The organism is Novipirellula caenicola (assembly GCF_039545035.1).
GTDB classification, from domain to species: Bacteria; Planctomycetota; Planctomycetia; order Pirellulales; family Pirellulaceae; genus Novipirellula; species Novipirellula caenicola.
Genome location: NZ_BAABRO010000005.1, coordinates 316,267 through 336,697, shown reverse-complemented (window position 1 = coordinate 336,697; position 20,431 = coordinate 316,267). Strand labels below are relative to the sequence as shown.

Sequence of the window (20,431 nt, the reverse complement as noted above, 5' to 3'; positions counted from 1 at the left end):
ATCGAATCACTCCTGTTTTCTTTTCTGTTTGCCTTGGTTGTTCTTGCCGCCGCCACGATTGGCCTTGAACTCGGTCTTGCCACGCCCTTTTTTCGCATCTGGCAGCGGATCCCAGTCCTGCGTCTGGTTGCTCAGAATCGGGACTTCGGGAAATAGCGTTCCGGTGGGCCGTTGTTCGGAACCCCGTTCACCGAACTCGCCAAGTTTCAAGCGAGTTTGTTCCGCGAGCTCTAGCATCTGGGAAACCCGTTCTGGGTGCTGGCCAGCGACATTCTGAGTCTCTGTAACGTCTTCAGCCAGATTGTAGAGCTCGGGTGTTTGGATCGGTTTTTGCTTGTTCCGCGCCCACCAAGGAATTTGCTCCTTCGCGCGGGGCAGATGCAGCTTCCAATCGCCCACGCGAACGGCTTGTAGATTTTCGCAGTTGTAGTAGTAGAAAGGTTTGTCGTCAGAGCGAGCAATCGAGTCGCCGGTGAGCAGCGGCACCAAGCTGACTCCATCGTAAACTCGATCGGTCGGCATGGGGGCATCAATCAATTCACTGAGCGTCGGAAACAGATCCATCGCGTTGGTCGGGACATCGACCACGCCAGGTTGCTGAATCTTGCCTTTCCAGTAGAGGATGAAGGGAACACGGTGGCCACCTTCGAGTGAGACATACTTGGTGCCACTGTAGGGTTGGGCATACTTGTTACTCGTCGGACCGTTGTCCGAGGTGAAGATGACAAGAGTGTTCTCGAGGATGCCGTTGGACCGGAGTGCATTGAGCATTTCACCGATGCCCCAATCGAGTTCCTGGATCACATCGCCACGCACCCCGTCTTTGGACGAACCTTTGAACTTCGCTCCCGCTTTGTAGGGTGTATGCGGATAGTTATGCACATAGTAGATGAAGAAGGGTTGGTCCTTGAGTGTTTCGATCTGTTGCACTACTCGTGCGGTATAAAGCTCGTTTAGTTTTTCCAGCGGCGTCTGGTTGAAGATCTGCTTCTTGCCATCATAGAACGCGGCATCATGCCCCATGTTCTCGGGAGCACCATAGTAATGATCAAAACCTTGGTGGAAATACGAGAACTTGTCTTCGCTGCCGAGGTGCCACTTGCCGATCATCGACGTGGCATAACCCTGTTTTTTAAATTGCTCGGCAATCGTAATTTCATCGGGATTCAAACCCAAGAACCAGTGTGCCTCTCGGTTTCGATTGATCCCCATGTACAGGCCGCATCGTTGGGGGTAACCGCCTGTCAGAAAGGCCGCACGGGATGGCGAACAGATCGAAGCTGCCGTGTGAAAATCGGTAAACTTCAATCCATCGGCCGCCATCTGGTCGATATTTGGGGTTTCCACCTTCTTCGCGCCATAACAACTGACATCGCTATAGCCCATGTCATCGACAAGGACGAAAATGACGTTGGGTTTGTCGTGATCTGATTGCCGTGAACTCTGCGGCGATTCCGCAGTGGCAATCGGACCCGCATGTGCAGCGAGCCAGAACAAGCCTAAAGTCAAAATAGGGATGCGATTCATGCTGCGCGTTCCTTGTTGTTCGTTCGTGATGGTCGTGTCGGGGAAATCAGGGCAGCTGCATCCACCGTTTGTCCAGTCGCCAATCGCAGGCATCTCACGCCAGTCGCCGCAAACGCTAATCTTTCAAATTTGGATTGATCAAACCATGAGGACGCTGATCTGAGCCGGTTGCATCAACGTCGCCGATCTCGTCGCGGATGCGTTCGGACTGACTCATCAATTTAGCAGCTACTTCCGGGTGCTGAGAAATCACGTTCTTCCGCTCGCTGACGTCGTGATCCAGGTCAAACAATAAGGGTTGGTTCAGTGACAGAAGCTTCTTCTTGGGGTTTCCTCCCGCTTTCTTTGCCCAATACGGTTGGTCGGCAATCGTGCGTGGTAGATGCAGTTTCCATCGTTCATTCCGCACCGCCTGCAGATTCAAGCCGTTGTAGTAGTAGAAATAATCGTGAGGACTTTGGTTGGTTTCACCTGTCAAAAGATCGATAATGTTCTTTCCGTCGATCGTTCGGTCGCTCGGCAACGGCGTGTCGGCGACGTGGGCGAATAGTGGCAACAAATCCATGCTGTTGATCATGGCATCCGAGACTTGCCCCGACGGAATACGCCCCGACCAATGGAAGATCGCTGGCACGCGATGTCCACCTTCCATCGTGACATACTTTCCGCCGCTCAGTGGCTTGGCAGACCCGTTTACAGCAGGCCCATTGTCCGACAGAAAGACGACCAGCGTGTTCTCTGCGATGCCGGCTTGCTGTACCGCCGACATGACTCGACCGACACTGTGATCGAGTTCGCGAATGAAATTGCCGTAGGCCGACGCGGCCCCTTTTCCCTTGCTGTCGCGAAAGGGTTGGCTGGGCAAAATCGGTGCATGAGCAATGTGATGCGAGAAGTAGATGAAAAACGGCTGCGCTGGTTTCTCGTGGATAAAGTCAACCACTTCGTCGGTGTAAAGCGTTGTTACCTTTTCGAATTCAATTCCTGCTTGCTCGACCTCGCGGTTGCGGTACAGCGTGTCGGCATCGCCATGCGTTTTGGAATAGTTGCTGTGAAGTCCCAGGTATTCATCGAACCCGGCGTCCAGAGGATGCGAACCGGCCACATGAAATCCGAGATGCCACTTGCCGACCATCTTGGTGTGATACCCCGCGGTCTTCAGCAATTCGGCGATGGTCAGTTCGTCGGCAGCAATCCCGTATTTCTCGTACTTCGTCGTGTTGTGTCTCGAAATCGGATGGCCACAACGCATCGGGTAACGACCGGTCATCAATGCCGCTCGCGACGGGCCGCACACGTTGGCCGCGACCAAACAATCGGTCGATCGCAGGCCCTCGCTGGCCAATCGGTCGATCTCAGGAGTGCTCAGCGGCGAACCATAGCAACCCAAATCACCATAGCCGACATCGTCCGCAAAGATCAAAATGATGTTGGGTTTTTGAGCTGGACTCTCCGCATCGACTTGGCCCACCGCGACCATCGATACCAACAGAAAGACGCCAGAAATTAACTTGAACACAGACTTGGTCATGGCGTTTCCTTTTGTTAATTCACTTCGCCGAAGGCCGCAATCTTTCGAGCAGACGTGAATGGGGCTGTTCTGGCGGTTACTTCTTTTCGGCGGGGGTCGCTTCGGTGCTCATCGCCCCCATCCTCGCCTGCTTTTCCTCAGGAGTAAGCCTCCTACGCTCGGTGGTATCGATCACGCGATTTTCGGAATTGCCTGAACATCCCAACGCGAACGGGGCAAACAGAGACAAGCAGATCAAGAAACGAAACAACATCAGATTCCTCTTTAAAATAATTCTGGAAAGACACATCGGCTAAGCGTTCAACGCGAGTCTTCGCTAGCTACAAAAACGAAAACGCCAAAATGGCCGCACCGCAAAGCGGTACGGCCAACAAAAGCTCGAAGAAACGATTAGAAATCTTTGTCGATGACTTCTTTAGAAGCACGCGATCCAAGTGCCCCCCACAGCCCGTATGGGCTTTGCGATCCAGGTGCCCGTGCTCCAGATTGACCGAATTTCACAGGACCCGCAGAGCTATTACCGGCTTCGATAGAATCGGTGATAAACTTGACAGCCCCGTCAGCCATCAAGACGTGAGCACCACCTTGGTGTCGACTACTCACTGTCCAGGTACCTTCTCTGGCGGTGTTCTGACCGGCGCTACAAACCTCTCGGTTAGGCGGAAGGATGGTGTTGCACATCGTCCAGCCCATCGTAACCCCTGCCCAGCAGGCTCCACGACGAGTCTCGACGAAATTATTGGCGTGGGGCGACGTTCTCCAAAACGTTGGGCGGGAAACCTCGATCTGCCCAGCGCACTGCAACGGATTGTTTCCAACATTTCCACCGTTGCGTGGCGAAGTCGTGATGTGTTCATCACCCAAATCCGTGTTGTTTTCGCCCATGCAAATGGTGTTCGACAAGCCGTCCAAAATGTCACGGAACGAAGTTTGGGTGTACAGACCAAAACAGCCGCGAGCGGCCGCGTTGTACTCGGCGTCCGCACGAGCCCCACGCGCCCAGTTCGTGTAGGGACCGAAACTCATGTAATCCATTGCATCCCCATAGCAAACCGCATAGTTGCTGCGTCCACCAAGCGGCAATCCATACCCAGGGTCGCTGGGGCATCGAAACGTAACCACATCGGTAAAGCAGGGAGTCCAGTCCGTCGTGTAGTTGTTTGTTTGCGCGATGACGTTCCAAGGAATCGCACCCCATGCAGGGTAGGTTTCTGTCGTTCCACCCTGGGTGACAATCAGGGGATTGCTCACCTGCTCCCACAATGCCTGCTGTTCAACGAAAGGCAGCAGCCCCACGTGAGCACTCAACCGTTCATGCCGAAAATCACGTTCTTGGGGCCAGTTGGTTCCAATCGCTCGCACCGCAATGGGGCCCGTCCCATGCTTGGGCAGTTTGTTGTACGTGGAGTGGTAATTGTGGATCCCGAGTCCAATTTGCTTGAAGTTGTTGCTGCAGCTCATTCGGCGAGCTGCCTCTCGCGCCGCTTGTACCGCCGGGAGCAACAGCCCCACCAGCACACCGATGATTGCTATCACCACCAGTAGTTCCACGAGCGTGAAACCGGCGGTCGTTCGATTTGTTTTGGTCATAAAATCTCCAATAAAAAATAAGGAACACCCATCAATCACTCCTACCTTCTACACCTAAAGGCGGTTGCAGGCTCAAAGCATTCGGGTGCTTCTGTATGGGTTATTATCTCACTATAGGGGCTATTCTATCGCCCTTGAGGATGTTGTTTTTAATAAATTGCGACACCGAATTGGTAAATTGCGACAAGGGATCAGAAGGTTGCTGAAAACGAGAATGCAAATTGAAAGCAACGGCTTGCCGCGGAAGGGGGCAGTTATGTGAGGGTGATTAGAGGGCGTTCGAAATGGAGTCTGCCCCCATTGGAAGCGTCGTTCTCGTTGAGTTTTTTACCTCGCCGGAGTAGGGTCAGTTCCCCTTTTCGGATACCCGCAAGTGCGGCGATCGAGGTCGATGCTAGCTGATGTCGCAAATGCCACGGTAAACCTCCCCATGCATTCGCTCGATCCTCCTGGCAGGAGCATGATGATTTAAAAATACGATCGGATAGAGGATCTCGTTTCGAAAGTTACAGTCTGTCGGTACTGCGACCTCATTTTGCCTCCACATTCAGCCGTGTGATCAACCGCTGTGCGACCTTCGGATGGCCGTCGGATCGCTGACGCTACCAGGGACCACTTTGGCCGGCCCGTTACGATGAACGACTTTGGTGGGCGTGCACTCACCGACGAACCGATCGTTCTCGACGTGTTGATCTTTGTTCGCTTCGAACGGAGGTTATTGGTTTAGCTGGATCGAAAAACCGATAACCAATGTGTTCGGCAGTTCGTTGGGAAGGGTGATCGTTAAACCATCGGTCGAACGTTCCCAGCTGATTTTCTCGTCGCTGCCTAGTAGCTTGATATCAGCGATTTCGCGGTCGAGCAGTCCGCCGGACGCAAGCGTTTGGATCACGATGTCTTCGGTCGGTCGAGCCAGCACAAAGGCATACAGCACACCGTCTTTGGTGGTGAAACGGATGTCTTGTTGCGAAAACGCCTTGTGGTTTTCGCCCTGACGGCCGTCCTTTACCTTGAGCGGCCCTTCGCCAAAGGTTTTCCATGGCCGAGACCCGTAGATCCCTTCGCCACAGGTACGCAAGAAATCACCAAAGGCAGTCATGTAGGCAGCCTGGTTTTCCGGGATCGTGCCGTCACCTTTGAGTGCAACGTTCAGCATCACAACGCCGTTTTTACTGATCGCGTCGACCGCGTTGCCGACCATCACCGGGATGCTCATTCGATTGACGGCGGTAGCCCGGTAAAACCATCCTCCCGACAGATCGGTTGCCCACATCCACGGCTCTGGCTTGATCTCTCCCGCACCGCCACGCTCGAGATTGTAAGTAAACGCGGCACGATCCACGTTCGCATCCTTAAAGGAAAGGACGACGGTTTGTTTGCCATCATTTTCCCGGAGGTCGCGATTGATGTAATCGGTGAACAGTTTTACGCCAAGTCCCTTGCCACTACCGATCTTTGGATAGGGAGAGTCGTTGTTGAACATGTCGGGATCATACTTTTCGATGATTTCCCAACACCGTGCATACCAGTGTTCGTTCCAACTGTCTTGGCTGGCATAACCTCTCGGATCGAAATCCATATTGAATAGCGTCCACTCAGGCGTGCCCGGTTTCTGATACTTGCGAGCATTGGCAAAGAACCGTGGCGACCAGTACAGATGAGTCGATACACCAAATTTAAGACCGTGTTTCGCCGCGGCCGCCTTCCACTCCTTCAATGTATCTCGCTTCGGACCCATGTTGACCGAGTTCCATGGGTGAAACGAGTCATACATGTCGAAATTGTCGTGATGACAGGCGACCGGCATGATGAACCTCGCCCCGTTGTCTTTGACGAACTTAGTCAACGCATCAGGATCCCATTTCTCGCCCTTGAACAGCGGAATCAGATCTTCGTAGCCAAACTCTGACGGATGTCCGTAGCGCTGAGTGTGCCACCGGGTCAGCGTTTCGGACATGCCAAGATCGCCGGTGTAATCATCGGGAACCACCGAATACATGCGGCGTCCGTAGTGCGACCCATCGTTGGGACGGTTCTCGTCCGCCGCCGAGGAAATTCCCCAGTGAAACCAGACGCCGATTTTGCCATCGACAAACCATTGTGGCACCTCGTAGTTCGCCGCAAGCGATTCCCAAGTCGGTTCAATCTCTTGCCCCTGGGTCGCTTGCCCCAAAGTCGATCCCAGAAATAGTCCGAGGCTGAGTAAGCAGCCCAGTAAACGGAGGTGTGTTCGCTTGATTTGGCTCATGTTGTTTTCGATTGATTGTTGGCTATTGGCTCTGTCTGAAAACCGTAGCGGAAGTCGGCAAGACTTTCGGCAGCATGGCATAAGCCAGCGGGAAATCGATATTCTTCACGAATTCCGCTACTAGGTTTCCGCCTCTGATGCGTTCTCAGGCAGTGCCTAGGTTCGTCGCATGGTTTCTTGCAACGTACTGCCTGATGCAACGTTCTTGGCTGCGGTCTTCAAACCTCAAATGCATCAACTCCGCTTATTCTGGTTGCGTGGGCCCCCCATGACGAGGATGAATTGCGACATAGAGCTAACGTTTTGCGACAGACGTCGGTCGTCGCACGTATGAGTATCGCCGCCAGAAAAGCCGGTTTCGTGAATCCGAAACGGTCCGTGGCATTCGTTTATGCGTCGAGGGAATCTGCCGTTCATCCAGACGGCAAATCACAACCCGACGCGTCGGGTTGTCATAAAATCGAAACTTCAAAATTTACGCGTCGTAATCGTTTCCATTAAGACTGCGGATCACCGATCGCATCCAAGCATCCAGTTCTTTCTGCATGCGACTCATTCGAGCTTGTTGTTGGAGATCACCCGAGCGATCGGTTGTCTCCATCGGATCCTCCGCCAAATTGTAGAGCTCGTATTTCTTGCCGCCGATCCGATGTAGCTTCCATGGCCAATCGGTCCAGGCCGCGTGGCCGGTGGCGATGTCTTCCGAAAACTGCGGAAATTCGTCGACGTCCTTGCGAATCCGTGGTTCGTCGTGCGGCAAAGGTGCACCGGCTTGTTGCTTTTCCATGATCGCTTTCAGAATACGGTCGCTCCAAGTCGGCTGGCCCGGTTGGAATGGATGCCAGAACCCCATCGGTTTGCTGCGTTTGTCAGCTTGCCCGGCAATGAGGTTGCGGATGTCGATGCCGTCGAGCGGGTGCGGAGGCTGCGAGCGAATCCCAGCCATGGCTAACACCGTGGGATAGATGTCGCACGTCCATGCCGGCACCGCCGTTCGTCCATGCAACTTGCCAGCGGGCCACTCGATGATCGCCGGGATTCGCAGTCCGCCTTCGTAAACGCTTCCCTTTCGCTCGCGACCACCTGAGGTGGCTTCGTTCAAACCGCCATTGTCGCTGCAATACCAAAGGATGGTGTTGTCGGCGATCCCCATGCTTTTCAATTCACGCCGCAATCGTCCCAGCTGCTGATCCAGCAACGTGATCTCGCGATAGTAGCCAGACTGTTTTTCACCGCGATACAGCGGAGGACCCTCGGGGACTTCCTGGTGAGGGTCGTGAGGTGAAGGGAACCAAATCACCGAAAACATCGGCTGGTCGCCGGTGTGGTGTTGTTCCAGGAACGCTAACGCATCATCCATCGCGAGCACCGATCCCTTGCCCTTGCGGTGTTCGATCCGGCCATTGCGACTCAGATACGGATCGTTGTCAAAGAAGTTTAACCCGATGACCCACTCGTCGAACCCCATGCCGCTAGGGTTGCAGGGCGAGTCTGGTTGTCCCGACCCTAAATGGACTTTGCCAAAAATCCCGGTGACGTACCCTGCATCCTTCAGCGTTTCGGCGATCGTTTGTTCGTCAGGCCGCATGTAGCGACCATGGTTGGTGACCTTGGTGCGTATCGGAGAACGTCCCGTCATTACGCTGGCACGCGTCGGCGAACAGACCGGTGCGGCGGCATAAAAGCGATCGAACACGAATCCCTCGTTGGCCATCGCATCGAGCTCGGGGGTCTGTACAAACGGGTGTCCATTGTACCCGGTGTCCCCCCAACCCTGATCGTCCGCCATGACCAGGATGATGTTGGGCCGCGGTTCGCTTGCGTGGCGAGCCCCGGCTTCATCGGCCCTCAGCCATTCAGCGGACAGCAGCAGCAATGACAAGCCGATCAGGATGCGTTTTATCACGATCATGAGTGGTTTCAGTAAAAGGATTTTTGACCAAGTGTCCCCATACTCTACAGACCTTTCGCTCCACTTACAAAACCACCCCTCAACCGCTGCGGTTAGGACTGCAGCACGGCGTAACCCAGCAAAAAATCCCGTAGCGGAAGTCGTCAACGGCTTGTTGTTTTAGTTGTACGATGGACTTCCTAGTCCGTCGAATCCACCATTGATGGACTAGGAAGTCCATCCTACACCCCTTGCCGCAGGAACCATCAATAAAACAACAAGCTGTCATAGACTTTCGGGACATACGTCATGGATTGCCCTTACTGAGCCGCGGGCCGTAAGGCACCGGGTAGCGCGTGGGACCCGGCCGCTGACGCGTCACGGCTCAATAAACCAACAAGTCGCTGCCCCGCTACGCTATCATCTGCGGCCTCAACCGCTCGGATACCGTCACGCCTCTTCGCCACCGAGGTCGATCACGACCGGCTGCATGGCTTCGGCCAGCGGTTCGCCGAGTGCACTTTCGCCGCGTCCCCAGTAATACAGCAGATGGAAACCAGCGTTCACGGCCAGTACCGCCACGATCGCTCCTAGTAGCGCCAGCCCCGACACCTGCTCTTGCACGATCGTCCAGACGAATTGCAGGATGCACAGCGTCGAGACCAGGATCAATGTCGGTTTGCGTGAGATCAGGTTGACCACGATGGCTCCAAACGGAGCCCCCAAGGCGACCACAGGAGCGGCTGCCAACCAGTTCGCGAAGACCTCGGGATCCATGTAATACAACCCAGGATGGATCCGTGACAGGACAACGTTCGCGGCGGTTCCGACCACCGATGCGAACGCCATCAACACCACCGATGTGGGAATGGAAATCTTCAAATCGGCTCGATACAGCAACACCAAGATGGCGTACACCATCATGTCGATGCCCACGCCGGTGATGGACGACTCCACGCCGCCGGTAAAACCGATCGCCAATCCGATGGGGCGGTCCCAGGCACGCCAACGCTCGCTTTCTCCTTTTGCGTTCACCAATTCGTTTAACTTCATCAGGTGCATGATCCCGAAACTGCACCAGACGATCGCAAAGGTCAGCTTCACCCACAAGTCGGGAACAAACGGTGCCACCAATGCCGCACCGAGCGGAGTCCCCACCAGCGTTCCCAATAACGCCGGTCGCAACAGTCCGCGGTCCAATGGACGGCGGGCCGAGAAAATGTAGATCGATGCCGACACCATCCCGATCGACTGCACGGCAAGACCAAAGTTTCGCCCCAAGGCCCCGGGCAGCTCAAAAAACAGCACCAACACCGGAAATCCAATCGAGCCACCTCCCATCGGTGTCGATCCCGCGATGTAGGAACCAAATGACATGGCCAGCGCGATCGGCCAATGCGACTGAACCGTTTGCCAGTGATCGCCAAGAGTCACGATCAGCAGCCAAGCGGTATAAAAGACCGCTAACCACACGGCAAACGGCCACATCCGCAGCAGCGGATTTCGCGAACCCCGTGAATCAGTCTGCCCTGAATCCTCCATTCTCAACGCCGACGTGTCATTGGTCATTCGCCGTACTCCCGTTTGTATCCAACCAGTCGCAAGTCGTGTCTTCGTGGGGTTTGCGGGCCAGCTTCAGCAATTTGACTAACTGCTTCTGCTGGTTCGGACTCAAGTGTCCAAGTTGGCGTTGGTGCATCTCCAGTACCTCCTTGCTCATCTTGCTTAGCAGTTGCTGTCCCGCGTCGGTGATAAAGACTTCGACCACCCGGCGATTCTCAGCAAGTCGCGCCCGAGAAATCAGCCCCCGTTTTTCCAGACGGTCCAGCAGACGCGTCATGTCGGGCATCCGAGAGATCAATTGGCGACCGATTTCCATCGTCTGCATCCCAGCCGGCGCGACAACGCTTAACAGTCGCAACGCGTTGTACTGCTGAGCCGACAGGTCGTAACGGCCAAACAATTCATCTTCAATCGCCCGCAGCCGGTCGTAACTCCGCCACAAGTGCAGGTAAACCTCTTGGGCGGGCGAATCGACCGTCGGTCGTGGTAGCTGAGTCTTCATGGCCGCCAATATTACTTGTTGGAACAAGTGTTGTCAAAACGTAAAATGTTCTGACAGTTTTGCGCGGCTCCAGACGCCGCTGCGGCATTTTGATGTTGCGCAATCGCCGTTTTTCCCGGCAAATCCCAACCCGACACGTCATTGAGGGACCGCGTCAAGATAAAAATTCCCTCGCTGACGCAGCGGGTTGTGGTAAAATCGCAACATCAAAACTGCGGCATCCGGTTGCGAGCCGGGTTTGCACGCGTCTTGGCAATGGTGGCCTTTACATTCCCGGCCCGGTGGCGGGCAGCGTTCTGGCACGAAGTGATATCGTACTCGTGCTCAGGCGTTAGCCGGTACACGTACTCCTACTCGATCGGGGCACTATTGACAGAACGAATCGTCGTCCACGAACGACTTGATGTTTACCGACTGTCGCTTCAGTTCAGGATGTGCTCGCCGCAACGGACGGGCTTGATCACAAGCAACATGGCGAATTGAAACGAACGCTCCACCGGATCGTGTCAATGTTGACCGCTTGATCGCACGATCGGATCCGTAGCCGAGCCCATGCCCGAGTACAATGTCGGAGACGAGTACGAGTACCGCGTTGCTGAGTACGAGTACAAGTACCAAGAAGGTAGGAAGCCAGAACCAAACCGAGCACTCGAGGGCGGCTTGAGCGGTTCTTCAGAAGGAAAATCAATCGTCCGTCCCAGGTGACGGCAACCGTTCTGGCACGAAGTGATATCGTACTCGTACTCAGGCATCAGCCGATACTCGTACTCCTACTCGAACCGGGGCACCAACGACAGAACCAATCTTTCACAACGATCGACAGGATGTTTACCGACTGTCGCTTCAATTCAGAATGTGCTCGCAGCAACGGACGGGCTTGATCACAAGCAACATGGCGAATTGAAACGAACGCTCCACCGGATCGTGTCAATGTTGACCCGCTTGATCGCACGATCGGATCCGTAGCCGAGCCCATGCCCGAGTACAATGTCGGAGACGAGTACGAGTACCGCGTTGCTGAGTACGAGTACCAAGAAGGTAGGAAGCCAGAACCAAACCGAGCACTCGAGGCCGACTTGCGCGGCTTTTCAGAAGGAAAATCAATCGTCCGTCCCAGGTGACGGCAACCGTTCGCCGACGCAGAACATCATCCACCAAGTGCAACGCCATGACTACAAACGATCCGACAGTCGTGTATCGCGGGCTCGACTTCCCGGCGGTTGAGCGTCTGTCCTGCATGTAACGCTGCGCTTGACTGATGCGATTGATTGCTGGTTGCTGGAGCAATGGGTACAATTTTTGATGAACGGGTATCGCGGTAATCGGCGGAAGTCCGCTGCCAATGCGGCGAACGATGAAAGGCACTGGAGAACGAGAGGTCCGTTTTCTCGTCTGCTTGCTAGTCGTTCGCCCGTTCCGCGTGATTTCTACCGTTGCTCGACTGAGTAATGCTCTCTCCGCATCTTATCTCTTTAAAGGGCGTTTAAATGAACCGATTGCTTTTGCCACTTGTTTTGCTACTTGCGTTTTCTGACTTTGTTTGTCCTGCAGCGGAATCGGCTCCAGTCGATCCGGTATGGATTTTGTTTGAGCGGTCCTCGGCTAACAAGGAGGCTGTTCCAAGGTACTTCGTTACGGTTTCGAGCGGAACCAGCTTTGACCTAACGTCGCAGATTGTCGGTGCGCTCCCAGAGAATGGCCTTGGTGGCGTCAAGGTGACACCGGTAGACAAGTTTGACCTAGTGTTCTCAGGTAATTTGATTTTGGTTCTGAAAATTGAGGGAGACTCTGCAGACTTGGCCCCTGACGATAGGTTTCCCTACTCGGTAACCAAATCTTTGGCGGACGCGTTAAAGTCATCCGGGGTTAAGCGAATCAATGTCCGTGCTGTCGAAGACCTATTGCAGCCATTGGCTACGTTCGATCGTCCAGATGAACCGTTTCATGATCCGCACGAGCGAAGGTTTGCATTTCGCCAGTCTGGTGTGATCGAAACGCCAAATGATAGGCGTGAAAAAACTGAGCAACAGTAGTTTATTGCTTCAGGCCCGTACTAACTGCGTTCGGTTCTTCGCTCACGCAGCCTGTGGACTTATTCCAGGTGCCAGTCGTGGGCGTCGGCCATGATGCTGGCGTTGATCTGCAGCAGCCGTTTCTTCATTCTCGCTAGCGTTTCGGGGAATTCATCCGCAACGTTGGTCGTCTGCGAGCGGTCCTTTTCGAGATCGAATAGCTGGTAGTCTTTGTAACCGCCCGTTTTAATCATTGGGATCCAGGATTCTTGGAACATGTTGTTGTTCGACAATTCGTAGTCCCGGTGGGCGACCAAAGACCACTTGCCGTCTCGCATGGCGACGATCGGTTGGCTCCGTTGCAAATGCCAGAACAACGGCTGGTGCCGCGAGAACGCATCCGCTTGTCCACGCAGGATCGGTGCCAAGCTGGAGCCGTCGAGATGACGTGTCGCTGGCGGCTCGATGCCGACGAGTGAACAGAGGGTTGGCAACATATCCACAATCCCTGCCGGTTCACGAGAAACCTGGCCAGCTTGAACTTGACCGGGCCAAACGAAGATCCCCGGCACGCGAATACCGCCTTCCCAGTTTGCGCCCTTGCGACCCCGCAAACCTCCGGTGCGATCATCGCGATAGCTTCCGTTGTCCGATGCGTAAACGATAATCGTGTCCTCAGCGGCATCGACTTCGCGCAGCTTCTTTAAAATGCGTCCAATCGCGCGATCGGTGTTGTCAATCGTGGCACTGTAGATCGCCGCGTTGTCTTTGCGGGTCCCATAGGTGTCAACGATTTCCTCGGGAGCGGCGATCGGGGCGTGAGGCTCGTGAAACCAGACGTTCAGAAAAAACGGACGATCCGATCGGCCTTCCTGGTCTAGCCAGCGGATGGCTTCGTCCGCAACCAGTTGACAGGAATAGCCTTCCAGTGGGCCGACAGGCTGTCCATTGCGAATGAAGTTCTCTGGGTTTCGATGGCTCGGAGACGCGTTATTCCAAGTCGCGAACCAGTGATCAAACCCATGTTCCGCGGGGGTCGGTTTCTGGCGTTCGGACGTTGGCAGTCCCAAGTGCCACTTGCCCACATGCGCCGTCGCATACCCCGCCCCTTTCAGCAATTCAGCAAGCGTGTTCTCGCGCAGCAGCAAATGTGAGTTTTGACTTTCATCGTGAATCCAGCTGTAGACGCCGGCGCGAATGTGATGTCGACCTGTTAGCAAAGTCGCTCGAGACGGACTGCAAACGGCACAGCCGGAATAGAAATCCGTGAACCGAGTTCCGGCAGCCGCCAATCCATCGATATTCGGTGTGCGTACAGGTCCGCCATAACATCCGACATCTTGGTATCCCAGATCATCCGCCAGCAAGATCACAACGTTGGGATGATCTGCGGCGTGAACATGCAACGCACCCAATTGAACCGCCACCATCGCGACCAATAGCAAACACTTTCTCATTCTTATGCTCATTCTCATGTTGTCATTCCATCCAGGTTCCCGTCGAACAAAAAGGCAAGCCCCATCGAATGTTCCACCACGCTGATCGGACAAGTTTCCGTTTGACAGGGCTCCTACGATACCACATTCCCGGCGTCGGGTAGCCTCACACCCTATAGAGTCGTGTTGCATTATCAAGCCGTCACATCTCCAAGGCCGACAAGTAAAAACGGCCGGGGTTGGGTTGCCTCGCTTGCGTTTTTTTGATGTTGCGCATTTGTATTTAGGGGCAAAGCCCCGGACGTTTACCTAGCCCAGCCCAACGGGCTGGGACCAAAAAAACAATGAATTGTAGGGCCAACGGCCCGGCCGTTTACTTGGATCTACTGACGTCGGCTGGCAAATTGCTTGGCCTTTGGCCCGATGAACGTCTAAAAACGCAATTTCAAAACCTGCGCTCGGCCTGCTGTTTTTCGAGGCTTGTCGTCGTGGGTGTCTCGGTGAGTTCGAAGTTATTTGTTTGACTCCCACCCCAGTAATTGCAGGTCACTGCAAAACGGTGAAGCCGGCAGCCCCGCTTGGTTGTAAAGGTTCGCGTTCTCTGGGTCGCCGCTGCAGGCGTAACGGACCGCTCGCGGTTTCCTGACCCCGGGGCTCTGAACGATGACGGCGGAACCATCAATCGTTGCCTGGGCGGGATGCCAATTGCCGGATTCATCTGCCAATTCAAAGTGCGCCAGAGCGATATCAGGCGTCGGCGTTGCCGCAGCGAGTCCTTCCTTGCGAGCCACCATTAAACCAGAATCCGCGTGCTCGAACTCGACTCGCATCGAATCACCGTCGACGGTGGCCGACCTAAACAGCGGCCCACTGCAAGGAAACGGCTTTCCATACGTCTTCACCAATGCCCAGTTTGCCAGACGTTTGGCCACATCAAGTTTATTGGCCGGATGAATGTCGCTGTCGCGAAGGTCGATCGTCACCGCCATTCCTGTGTGCGGAATGTCCAGACTAAGACGTTGCTCTTCACGCAAGCGAATCCAACCTGTCAACTCGTCTTTGAACGCCGGTAGTTGCACAAAATAGAATGGAAGCTCCGGTTGACCCCAGGTTTCTCGCCAGCCCTCGACGAGCGATTGCATCTTGAACCGGTAATTGCGAGGATCTTCGCCATGACCGGCATTGGACTCTCCCTGATACCAAATGAATCCACGTATCGCAAAGGGCGCAATTGGCGACACCCGCGCGTTGTAGATTCGCCCTGGCATGCCAGCGGTGTTGCGAATGATCACGCCTCCTTCGAGCTTAGCCAGCGCATCAAGTTGATCCTGCTCGGCAAGCGCAAGGAGTGGTTGCAACGTTTCCTGCTTTTCGAACTGCGCTCTTGGAATGAAACCTTCGATCGGTTTGCCGCCCCAAGATCCCTCGATAATGCCAATCGGAACACCAAGCTTGTCATGAAGGCTGCGAGCAAAAAGGTAAGCGACCGCAGATTGCGTTGCCCGATTGGTGGGATGATCGAGTTGCCAAGGCGTCACCTTCTGTCTGCGTTTCAAGGGTTGGGGTGAATCGGGCTCATCGATCCGAAGCCAGCGAATGTTGTCGGTCGCAGCGGCTTTGGCGATTTCGCGAATGGCGGGGATCTTCTGAGCACACGCTCGGAGCGTCATTTGCATGTTCGATTGACCACTGGCATACCACACTTCACCAACGAGTAGGTTGCGAAACTCCTGGCGATCCTCTTGCGATTCGACGATCATGGTCGTACCGGTGCCGTCGGCTCGCAGCGGCGAAAGCTCAAGTCGCCAAGTTCCATCATCTGCTGCCTGGACCGTCTTCGTTTGGCCTGCGATACGAACGGTGACCTCCGTATTCGCAGTGGTGGTTCCCCACACCGGCAACCTGACACCCTGCTGTAACACGGCGTTGTCAGTAAAGACGTCGGCGACACGAAGCTGATCGGCCGCAAGCAATTCGGGTAGCAGAGCAACTAGCAGCAGGACGAGTGGCAAGGATGATGCACGCATTGGGGTTCTCACAGTTCAGATGAAATGAGCCCAACGAAATTTCGGCTTCGGCTCTTCAAGAAAGCCTCTTCGCGATGGTTCGTCAGGTTTGGCTCACGGTCGTTTTTGGCAGTGGCCCCCGGATCGAAGCGACGATGTCGAGCACGTTCAAGCGATCACATGGCCGCCATGCGACCCAAAAACGGGGATCGACCGAGTCCGCATGAGAAAAAGAGTATATCGCAAGCAAACCGAGTGGTAACAAGCAGTCACTTTTATGAACGTGCGGACTGGCAAGGTCTTGAAGACTAGCGGGTGTGAAGGAGCGTCCGAATAACCGTTAGCCACGGGCTCAGTATCGAGTTTTGCTGCGTTGATATAAGACGCAAATCGAAGTGCAACGTTGATGCGTAAATACGAAAGGTAGTGAGGGTGAAAGGTATCGGCTGGCTGCCGAACTCTGAACGAGATTGAGCTCCGAAATCATGGTTTCCTGTTGGATACTGCCCACGGTGTGTGCATGCCCGAAGGTGAAACTCGCGGTCGCGTCTTGGCGGGCGACATCGAGAGTCCCGGAGTCGAAGATCCACTCACGCTTTTGCACTACGTCTTCATGGCAACCAGTGACGCCACAAAGCTCTTGATCTGATTATGAACTCCAATCATGACAAATCGAGTATGCCCACGAAGCCGAAGAGGCAACAGAAGAATCGTGGATTCAAGACAGGAAAATTGGTGCGACAGAAAGATTTGAAAGTCGGACCGTGGTGTGCCGTATTTTCCCACCTTCGTGTTCCGACCAAGGATTTCTTAGTCTTCTGTCGATAGCAGGGACGTCTCACCTCTCCTTGTTCGTTTACTGGCAGATGTTCGTAGGATAGAGGGGCCGTATTGTTGAGCGGAGCGAGTTGGAGGAGCTCAAGTGCAATCGACAGATAAAATGTCGAGGTATTGAAATTTGCGGCGGATACCGGCGATGTATTCGGTATGCCTTCCTATTTTCTAACCTCCCATTTTTTAACCAAGCATGGCAGATGTCTGTGCAAGAGAAATGCACAAGCGTTGGAGCGGCTTTTTCAGCGTCTTGAATGGTTTCCAGCGTCCGCTGCTCTGCATTCGGCCTTGGGCAATTTCATTGTGCGGCACCCATTCGTGGAGATTCGCGTGATTCGCGGGCAAGCGTTTGCGAGCGGTATTCGCTGCGAATCAGATGGATTTCCACGGGGCACTAATAACCAAACCAATCTTCCACCACGAACGACTTGATGGTTACCGACTGTCGCTGCGATTCATGATGTGTTCGCCGCAACGAACGGGCTTGATGACAAGCAACATGGTGAATTGAAGCGAACGCCCAAACGGATTGTTTCGATGTTGACCCGCTTGATTGCACGATCGGATACCGTGGCCGAGTCCGTGCCCGAGTACAATGTCGGAGACGAGTACGAGTACCGCGATGCTGAGTACGAGTACAAGTACGAAGAAAGCAGGAAGCCAGAACCGAACCGTGCATCCGAGGACGGCTTGCACGGTTTTTCAGATGGGAATTCAATCGCCCGTCCCAGGTGACGGCAACCGGTCTGGCACGAAGTGATCTCGTACTCGTGCTGAGGCGCCAGCCGGTACTCGTACTCCTACTCGAATCGGGGCACCAATGACCAAACCAATCTTCGACCACGATCGACTTGATGGTCACCGACTGTCGCTGCGATTCAGGATGTACTCGCCGCAACGGACGGGCTTGATGACAAGAGTAAACGGCCGGACCGTTGGCCCTACAATTCATTGGTTTTCTTGGCCTCAGCCCGTTGGGCTGGGCTAGGTAAACCTCCGGGGCTTTGCCCCTAAATACAAACGCGCAACTTCAAAACGCGTGAGCGAGGGACCGAGTCAAGACAAAGATTCCCTCGCTTATGCGTTCGGGTTAAGAAGAATGCTTCGCAGCGTTGGCCGAAGCGACTATAGGGATTTCACCCAATGATTTCTGCCTACCCGCTTAAAAGTCCGCGCTCTACTTGCTGACCATTTCTCGCTGGACGGCCGCTGTTTGTTCGTCGATTTGGTTCCACAATTGCTGGACGCTCGAAGCCCCCTGCGTTCGTTCTTGGGTACGTATAATCGCATCACTTTGGCCTTTCGCTTGCAATGACACGGTCATTGGATTGACGCCGACGTAGGTGCTGGGGACGCCATACAAGCTGCCGTTGTAGCCCATGCCGGCTCGGTATCCGCCGACGGCCATTCCGTAACCGCCCGAGGAGGGTTGATTGCTGCGTGTACGAACGGAGGTCCGCATGCCGACGCCTTTCATCGTCATCTCGCCTTCCCGTAACATCGCTGCCATGTTGGCTCCATAGTCAACCAGCATCTCATCGACATTCAGAATCGACATGCGATCAATTTTTCGAGCATACTTGTCGTACCAAATCGCAGTTTGGCCAAAGGTTTTGACGTGATCCCGTTTGGGCCTGCCACGAAGATCATCCAACAGCGTCGTGATCTACGTGAAATAGCTTTGGGAGGCCAGCAGTTTTGCTTTACCTCCTGGATCGGCCCCTGTCGTAGCGTCATCGTGAGACCGAGATTATAAACGGATTGCGTATCGTTTTCTGTACTTCCGCGTTCTCGTCCTGAAAACTTCATCAAATCTAGTAGATGAGTATGTTCGACCAAGGCCCACCCAACCTGAATCCGCCGCCAGCCGACTTTGCACGTAAAGATAAACTGCAAACGCCGCTGTTTGATATCGATCGATCAACGCAGCAGAAAATACAAACCGCTTCCCTGTTAGTGTTGGCGGTGCTCGGATCCACTTACTTGATCTATTGGCTGCGACCGGTTTTGGTGCCATTCGTGGTGGCCCTGTTTGTCGTCAGCGGTCTCAGTCCGATCCTGTCGGTGTTAGAGCGGACTTTGGGGGTGACTCGGATCGTCGCTGCTGCCATCACGTTTCTCTCCGGTGTCGCACTGCTGATCCTGTTTGGCATGGCGATTTCCATTTCGATGACCGATCTGGCAAAGAACTCTACTCGCTACGTTGACCGGATCGAAGCGATCGCCCAGCAAGTGGATAAGTATGTCACACTTGATCTAAATTTTCGTCGACCGCGAAGCAACGAGCTCGTGTTGACAGCCGAGTCTGATCGCGAGAACCAATCGGAGCCCGTTCCCGAGGACGCAGTGCTACTGCCGCTGGAGGTTCCCCTTGCGGTGTCCGATAAAGTAGACGAGCTCGATGACAATTTGGCATTGGTATCTCCACTGGCTCCCAATATTGAAGCCAGCCGTGATTTGATCGGTCCCACCCCAATACAATCGTCAATGATTGTCGACGCGGAGCCCCAGGTTCCTTACACCCCGCCGCCACGACCGGGTGGATCACAAGAGTTGGTGGAATCGCTTGCTCGGCAAGGCATCGCAATCGTCTCACAATCACTGTTCAGTTTGGTATCGACCAGCGTTGTGGTGTTGATCTTTGTCTTCTTTTTGTTGTTAGGAACACCGTCGTTGGTTTCACACAACGAAACGATTCAAGAGATCAACCATCAAGTTCGAGTGTACTTGGGGCTGAAAACGATCATCTCGATCTTCACCGGGTTGGCATTTGGATTGGCGCTGCGACTATTTGGTGTGCCGATGGCGTTTACCTTTGGCGTGTTGGCCTTCTTGCTGAATTTTGTGCCCAACGTCGGACCGATCGTAGCCAGTCTATTGCCGGTTCCGTTGATTCTATTCGACCCCAGCGGCAATTTGGCGTGGATGATTTCCGCGATCGGGGTGACGTCGTTGATTCAAGTGGCCAGCGGCAATTTGGTCGAGCCCAAGTTGATGGGGGAATCGTCCGATTTGCATCCCGTCGTCGTGCTACTATCGCTGATGTTTTGGGGGATGATGTGGGGGATCATAGGCATGTTCTTGGCGACCCCGATCGCCGCAGGGTTCAAGATTGTGTTGGAACGATTTGACGAAACGAAACCGCTAGCCGCATTGATGGCCGGCCGCTCTGCTCGTCCGTCGCGGCTTCAGCCGTAGCATGGCCCCCTTTGGGCCGTGCGTTTTTCCATCGGTCACACCGGCATGGCGCAGAAGGGTCATGCTACAGTCGGTTGCCGCAGAAATCGTCTT

15 protein-coding genes are annotated in these 20,431 nt (G+C 54.4%); 4 read left to right on the top strand and 11 right to left on the bottom strand.

Annotated features, from left to right (window positions below; genetic code table 11):
• Positions 1 to 6 precede the first annotated feature (6 nt).
• The 8 genes from ABEA92_RS13045 to ABEA92_RS13010 all read right to left on the bottom strand — a co-directional run bounded on the left by ABEA92_RS13045 (position 7) and on the right by ABEA92_RS13010 (position 10,852).
• Positions 7 to 1,527, bottom strand: coding sequence for a sulfatase family protein (locus ABEA92_RS13045; RefSeq protein ID WP_345684271.1), 1,521 nt, complete (start codon positions 1,525 to 1,527; stop codon positions 7 to 9).
• Positions 1,528 to 1,642: 115 nt separating this feature from the next.
• Positions 1,643 to 3,058 carry a sulfatase family protein gene (locus tag ABEA92_RS13040; RefSeq protein WP_345684270.1) on the bottom strand — a complete coding sequence of 472 codons (1,416 nt, stop codon included), beginning with the start codon at positions 3,056 to 3,058 and terminating at the stop codon, positions 1,643 to 1,645.
• 76 nt (positions 3,059 to 3,134) lie between these two features.
• A complete protein-coding gene (locus ABEA92_RS13035; RefSeq protein ID WP_345684269.1) occupies positions 3,135 to 3,311 on the bottom strand; it encodes a hypothetical protein in 177 nt (58 codons plus the stop codon).
• 137 nt (positions 3,312 to 3,448) lie between these two features.
• Positions 3,449 to 4,648, bottom strand: a complete 1,200-nt coding sequence (locus tag ABEA92_RS13030) for a DUF1559 family PulG-like putative transporter (RefSeq protein ID WP_345684268.1) — start codon at positions 4,646 to 4,648, stop codon at positions 3,449 to 3,451.
• Positions 4,649 to 5,363: 715 nt separating this feature from the next.
• On the bottom strand, positions 5,364 to 6,896 hold the full coding sequence (locus ABEA92_RS13025) for an alpha-L-fucosidase (RefSeq protein WP_345684267.1): 1,533 nt from the start codon (positions 6,894 to 6,896) through the stop codon (positions 5,364 to 5,366).
• Positions 6,897 to 7,371: 475 nt separating this feature from the next.
• Complete coding sequence (locus ABEA92_RS13020; protein ID WP_345684266.1) at positions 7,372 to 8,808, bottom strand: sulfatase-like hydrolase/transferase; 1,437 nt, start codon at positions 8,806 to 8,808, stop codon at positions 7,372 to 7,374.
• A 429-nt stretch (positions 8,809 to 9,237) separates the two neighbouring features.
• Positions 9,238 to 10,356 carry a sulfite exporter TauE/SafE family protein gene (locus ABEA92_RS13015; protein ID WP_345684265.1) on the bottom strand — a complete coding sequence of 373 codons (1,119 nt, stop codon included), beginning with the start codon at positions 10,354 to 10,356 and terminating at the stop codon, positions 9,238 to 9,240.
• Positions 10,346 to 10,852 (bottom strand): MarR family winged helix-turn-helix transcriptional regulator, encoded by a 507-nt coding sequence (locus tag ABEA92_RS13010; RefSeq protein ID WP_345684264.1) that lies wholly within the window; start codon positions 10,850 to 10,852, stop codon positions 10,346 to 10,348. The genes ABEA92_RS13015 and ABEA92_RS13010 overlap by 11 nt, the downstream gene beginning before the upstream one ends.
• 1,487 nt (positions 10,853 to 12,339) lie before the next feature.
• On the opposite strand from ABEA92_RS13010, the gene ABEA92_RS13005 reads away from it, so the two are divergent.
• Positions 12,340 to 12,885, top strand: a complete 546-nt coding sequence (locus ABEA92_RS13005) for a hypothetical protein (protein WP_345684263.1) — start codon at positions 12,340 to 12,342, stop codon at positions 12,883 to 12,885.
• A gap of 59 nt (positions 12,886 to 12,944) precedes the next feature.
• Here ABEA92_RS13005 and ABEA92_RS13000 read toward each other — a convergent pair whose 3' ends face one another.
• Positions 12,945 to 14,321, bottom strand: coding sequence for a sulfatase-like hydrolase/transferase (locus ABEA92_RS13000; RefSeq protein WP_345684262.1), 1,377 nt, complete (start codon positions 14,319 to 14,321; stop codon positions 12,945 to 12,947).
• Positions 14,322 to 14,812: 491 nt separating this feature from the next.
• Positions 14,813 to 16,327: a sialate O-acetylesterase gene (locus ABEA92_RS12995; RefSeq protein WP_345684261.1), complete on the bottom strand. Its 1,515-nt coding sequence runs from the start codon at positions 16,325 to 16,327 to the stop codon at positions 14,813 to 14,815.
• 499 nt (positions 16,328 to 16,826) lie between these two features.
• On the opposite strand from ABEA92_RS12995, the gene ABEA92_RS12990 reads away from it, so the two are divergent.
• Positions 16,827 to 16,955 (top strand): hypothetical protein, encoded by a 129-nt coding sequence (locus ABEA92_RS12990; protein ID WP_345684260.1) that lies wholly within the window; start codon positions 16,827 to 16,829, stop codon positions 16,953 to 16,955.
• A 647-nt stretch (positions 16,956 to 17,602) separates the two neighbouring features.
• Positions 17,603 to 17,875, top strand: coding sequence for a hypothetical protein (locus ABEA92_RS12985; RefSeq protein WP_345684259.1), 273 nt, complete (start codon positions 17,603 to 17,605; stop codon positions 17,873 to 17,875).
• Positions 17,876 to 18,317: 442 nt separating this feature from the next.
• On the opposite strand, the gene ABEA92_RS12980 is transcribed toward ABEA92_RS12985, so the two are convergent.
• On the bottom strand, positions 18,318 to 18,698 hold the full coding sequence (locus ABEA92_RS12980) for a hypothetical protein (RefSeq protein ID WP_345684258.1): 381 nt from the start codon (positions 18,696 to 18,698) through the stop codon (positions 18,318 to 18,320).
• A gap of 263 nt (positions 18,699 to 18,961) precedes the next feature.
• On the opposite strand from ABEA92_RS12980, the gene ABEA92_RS12975 reads away from it, so the two are divergent.
• Entirely contained in the window at positions 18,962 to 20,338 is a 1,377-nt protein-coding gene (locus tag ABEA92_RS12975) for an AI-2E family transporter (RefSeq protein ID WP_345684257.1), read from the top strand.
• Positions 20,339 to 20,431 lie beyond the last annotated feature (93 nt).

What these genes read in the sequence shown, in the direction of transcription:
- ABEA92_RS13020 (WP_345684266.1), bottom strand. Translation starts at nt 8,808, where the DNA reads ATGATCGTGATAAAACGCATCCTGATCGGCTTGTCATTGCTGCTGCTG.
- ABEA92_RS12975 (WP_345684257.1), top strand. Translation starts at nt 18,962, where the DNA reads ATGAGTATGTTCGACCAAGGCCCACCCAACCTGAATCCGCCGCCAGCC.
- ABEA92_RS13010 (WP_345684264.1), bottom strand. Translation starts at nt 10,852, where the DNA reads ATGAAGACTCAGCTACCACGACCGACGGTCGATTCGCCCGCCCAAGAG.
- ABEA92_RS13015 (WP_345684265.1), bottom strand. Translation starts at nt 10,356, where the DNA reads ATGACCAATGACACGTCGGCGTTGAGAATGGAGGATTCAGGGCAGACT.
- ABEA92_RS12980 (WP_345684258.1), bottom strand. Translation starts at nt 18,698, where the DNA reads ATGTCGATTCTGAATGTCGATGAGATGCTGGTTGACTATGGAGCCAAC.
- ABEA92_RS13040 (WP_345684270.1), bottom strand. Translation starts at nt 3,058, where the DNA reads ATGACCAAGTCTGTGTTCAAGTTAATTTCTGGCGTCTTTCTGTTGGTA.
- ABEA92_RS13005 (WP_345684263.1), top strand. Translation starts at nt 12,340, where the DNA reads ATGAACCGATTGCTTTTGCCACTTGTTTTGCTACTTGCGTTTTCTGAC.
- ABEA92_RS13045 (WP_345684271.1), bottom strand. Translation starts at nt 1,527, where the DNA reads ATGAATCGCATCCCTATTTTGACTTTAGGCTTGTTCTGGCTCGCTGCA.
- ABEA92_RS12990 (WP_345684260.1), top strand. Translation starts at nt 16,827, where the DNA reads ATGCCCGAAGGTGAAACTCGCGGTCGCGTCTTGGCGGGCGACATCGAG.
- ABEA92_RS13035 (WP_345684269.1), bottom strand. Translation starts at nt 3,311, where the DNA reads ATGTTGTTTCGTTTCTTGATCTGCTTGTCTCTGTTTGCCCCGTTCGCG.
- ABEA92_RS13025 (WP_345684267.1), bottom strand. Translation starts at nt 6,896, where the DNA reads ATGAGCCAAATCAAGCGAACACACCTCCGTTTACTGGGCTGCTTACTC.
- ABEA92_RS13030 (WP_345684268.1), bottom strand. Translation starts at nt 4,648, where the DNA reads ATGACCAAAACAAATCGAACGACCGCCGGTTTCACGCTCGTGGAACTA.
- ABEA92_RS12995 (WP_345684261.1), bottom strand. Translation starts at nt 16,327, where the DNA reads ATGCGTGCATCATCCTTGCCACTCGTCCTGCTGCTAGTTGCTCTGCTA.
- ABEA92_RS13000 (WP_345684262.1), bottom strand. Translation starts at nt 14,321, where the DNA reads ATGAGAAAGTGTTTGCTATTGGTCGCGATGGTGGCGGTTCAATTGGGT.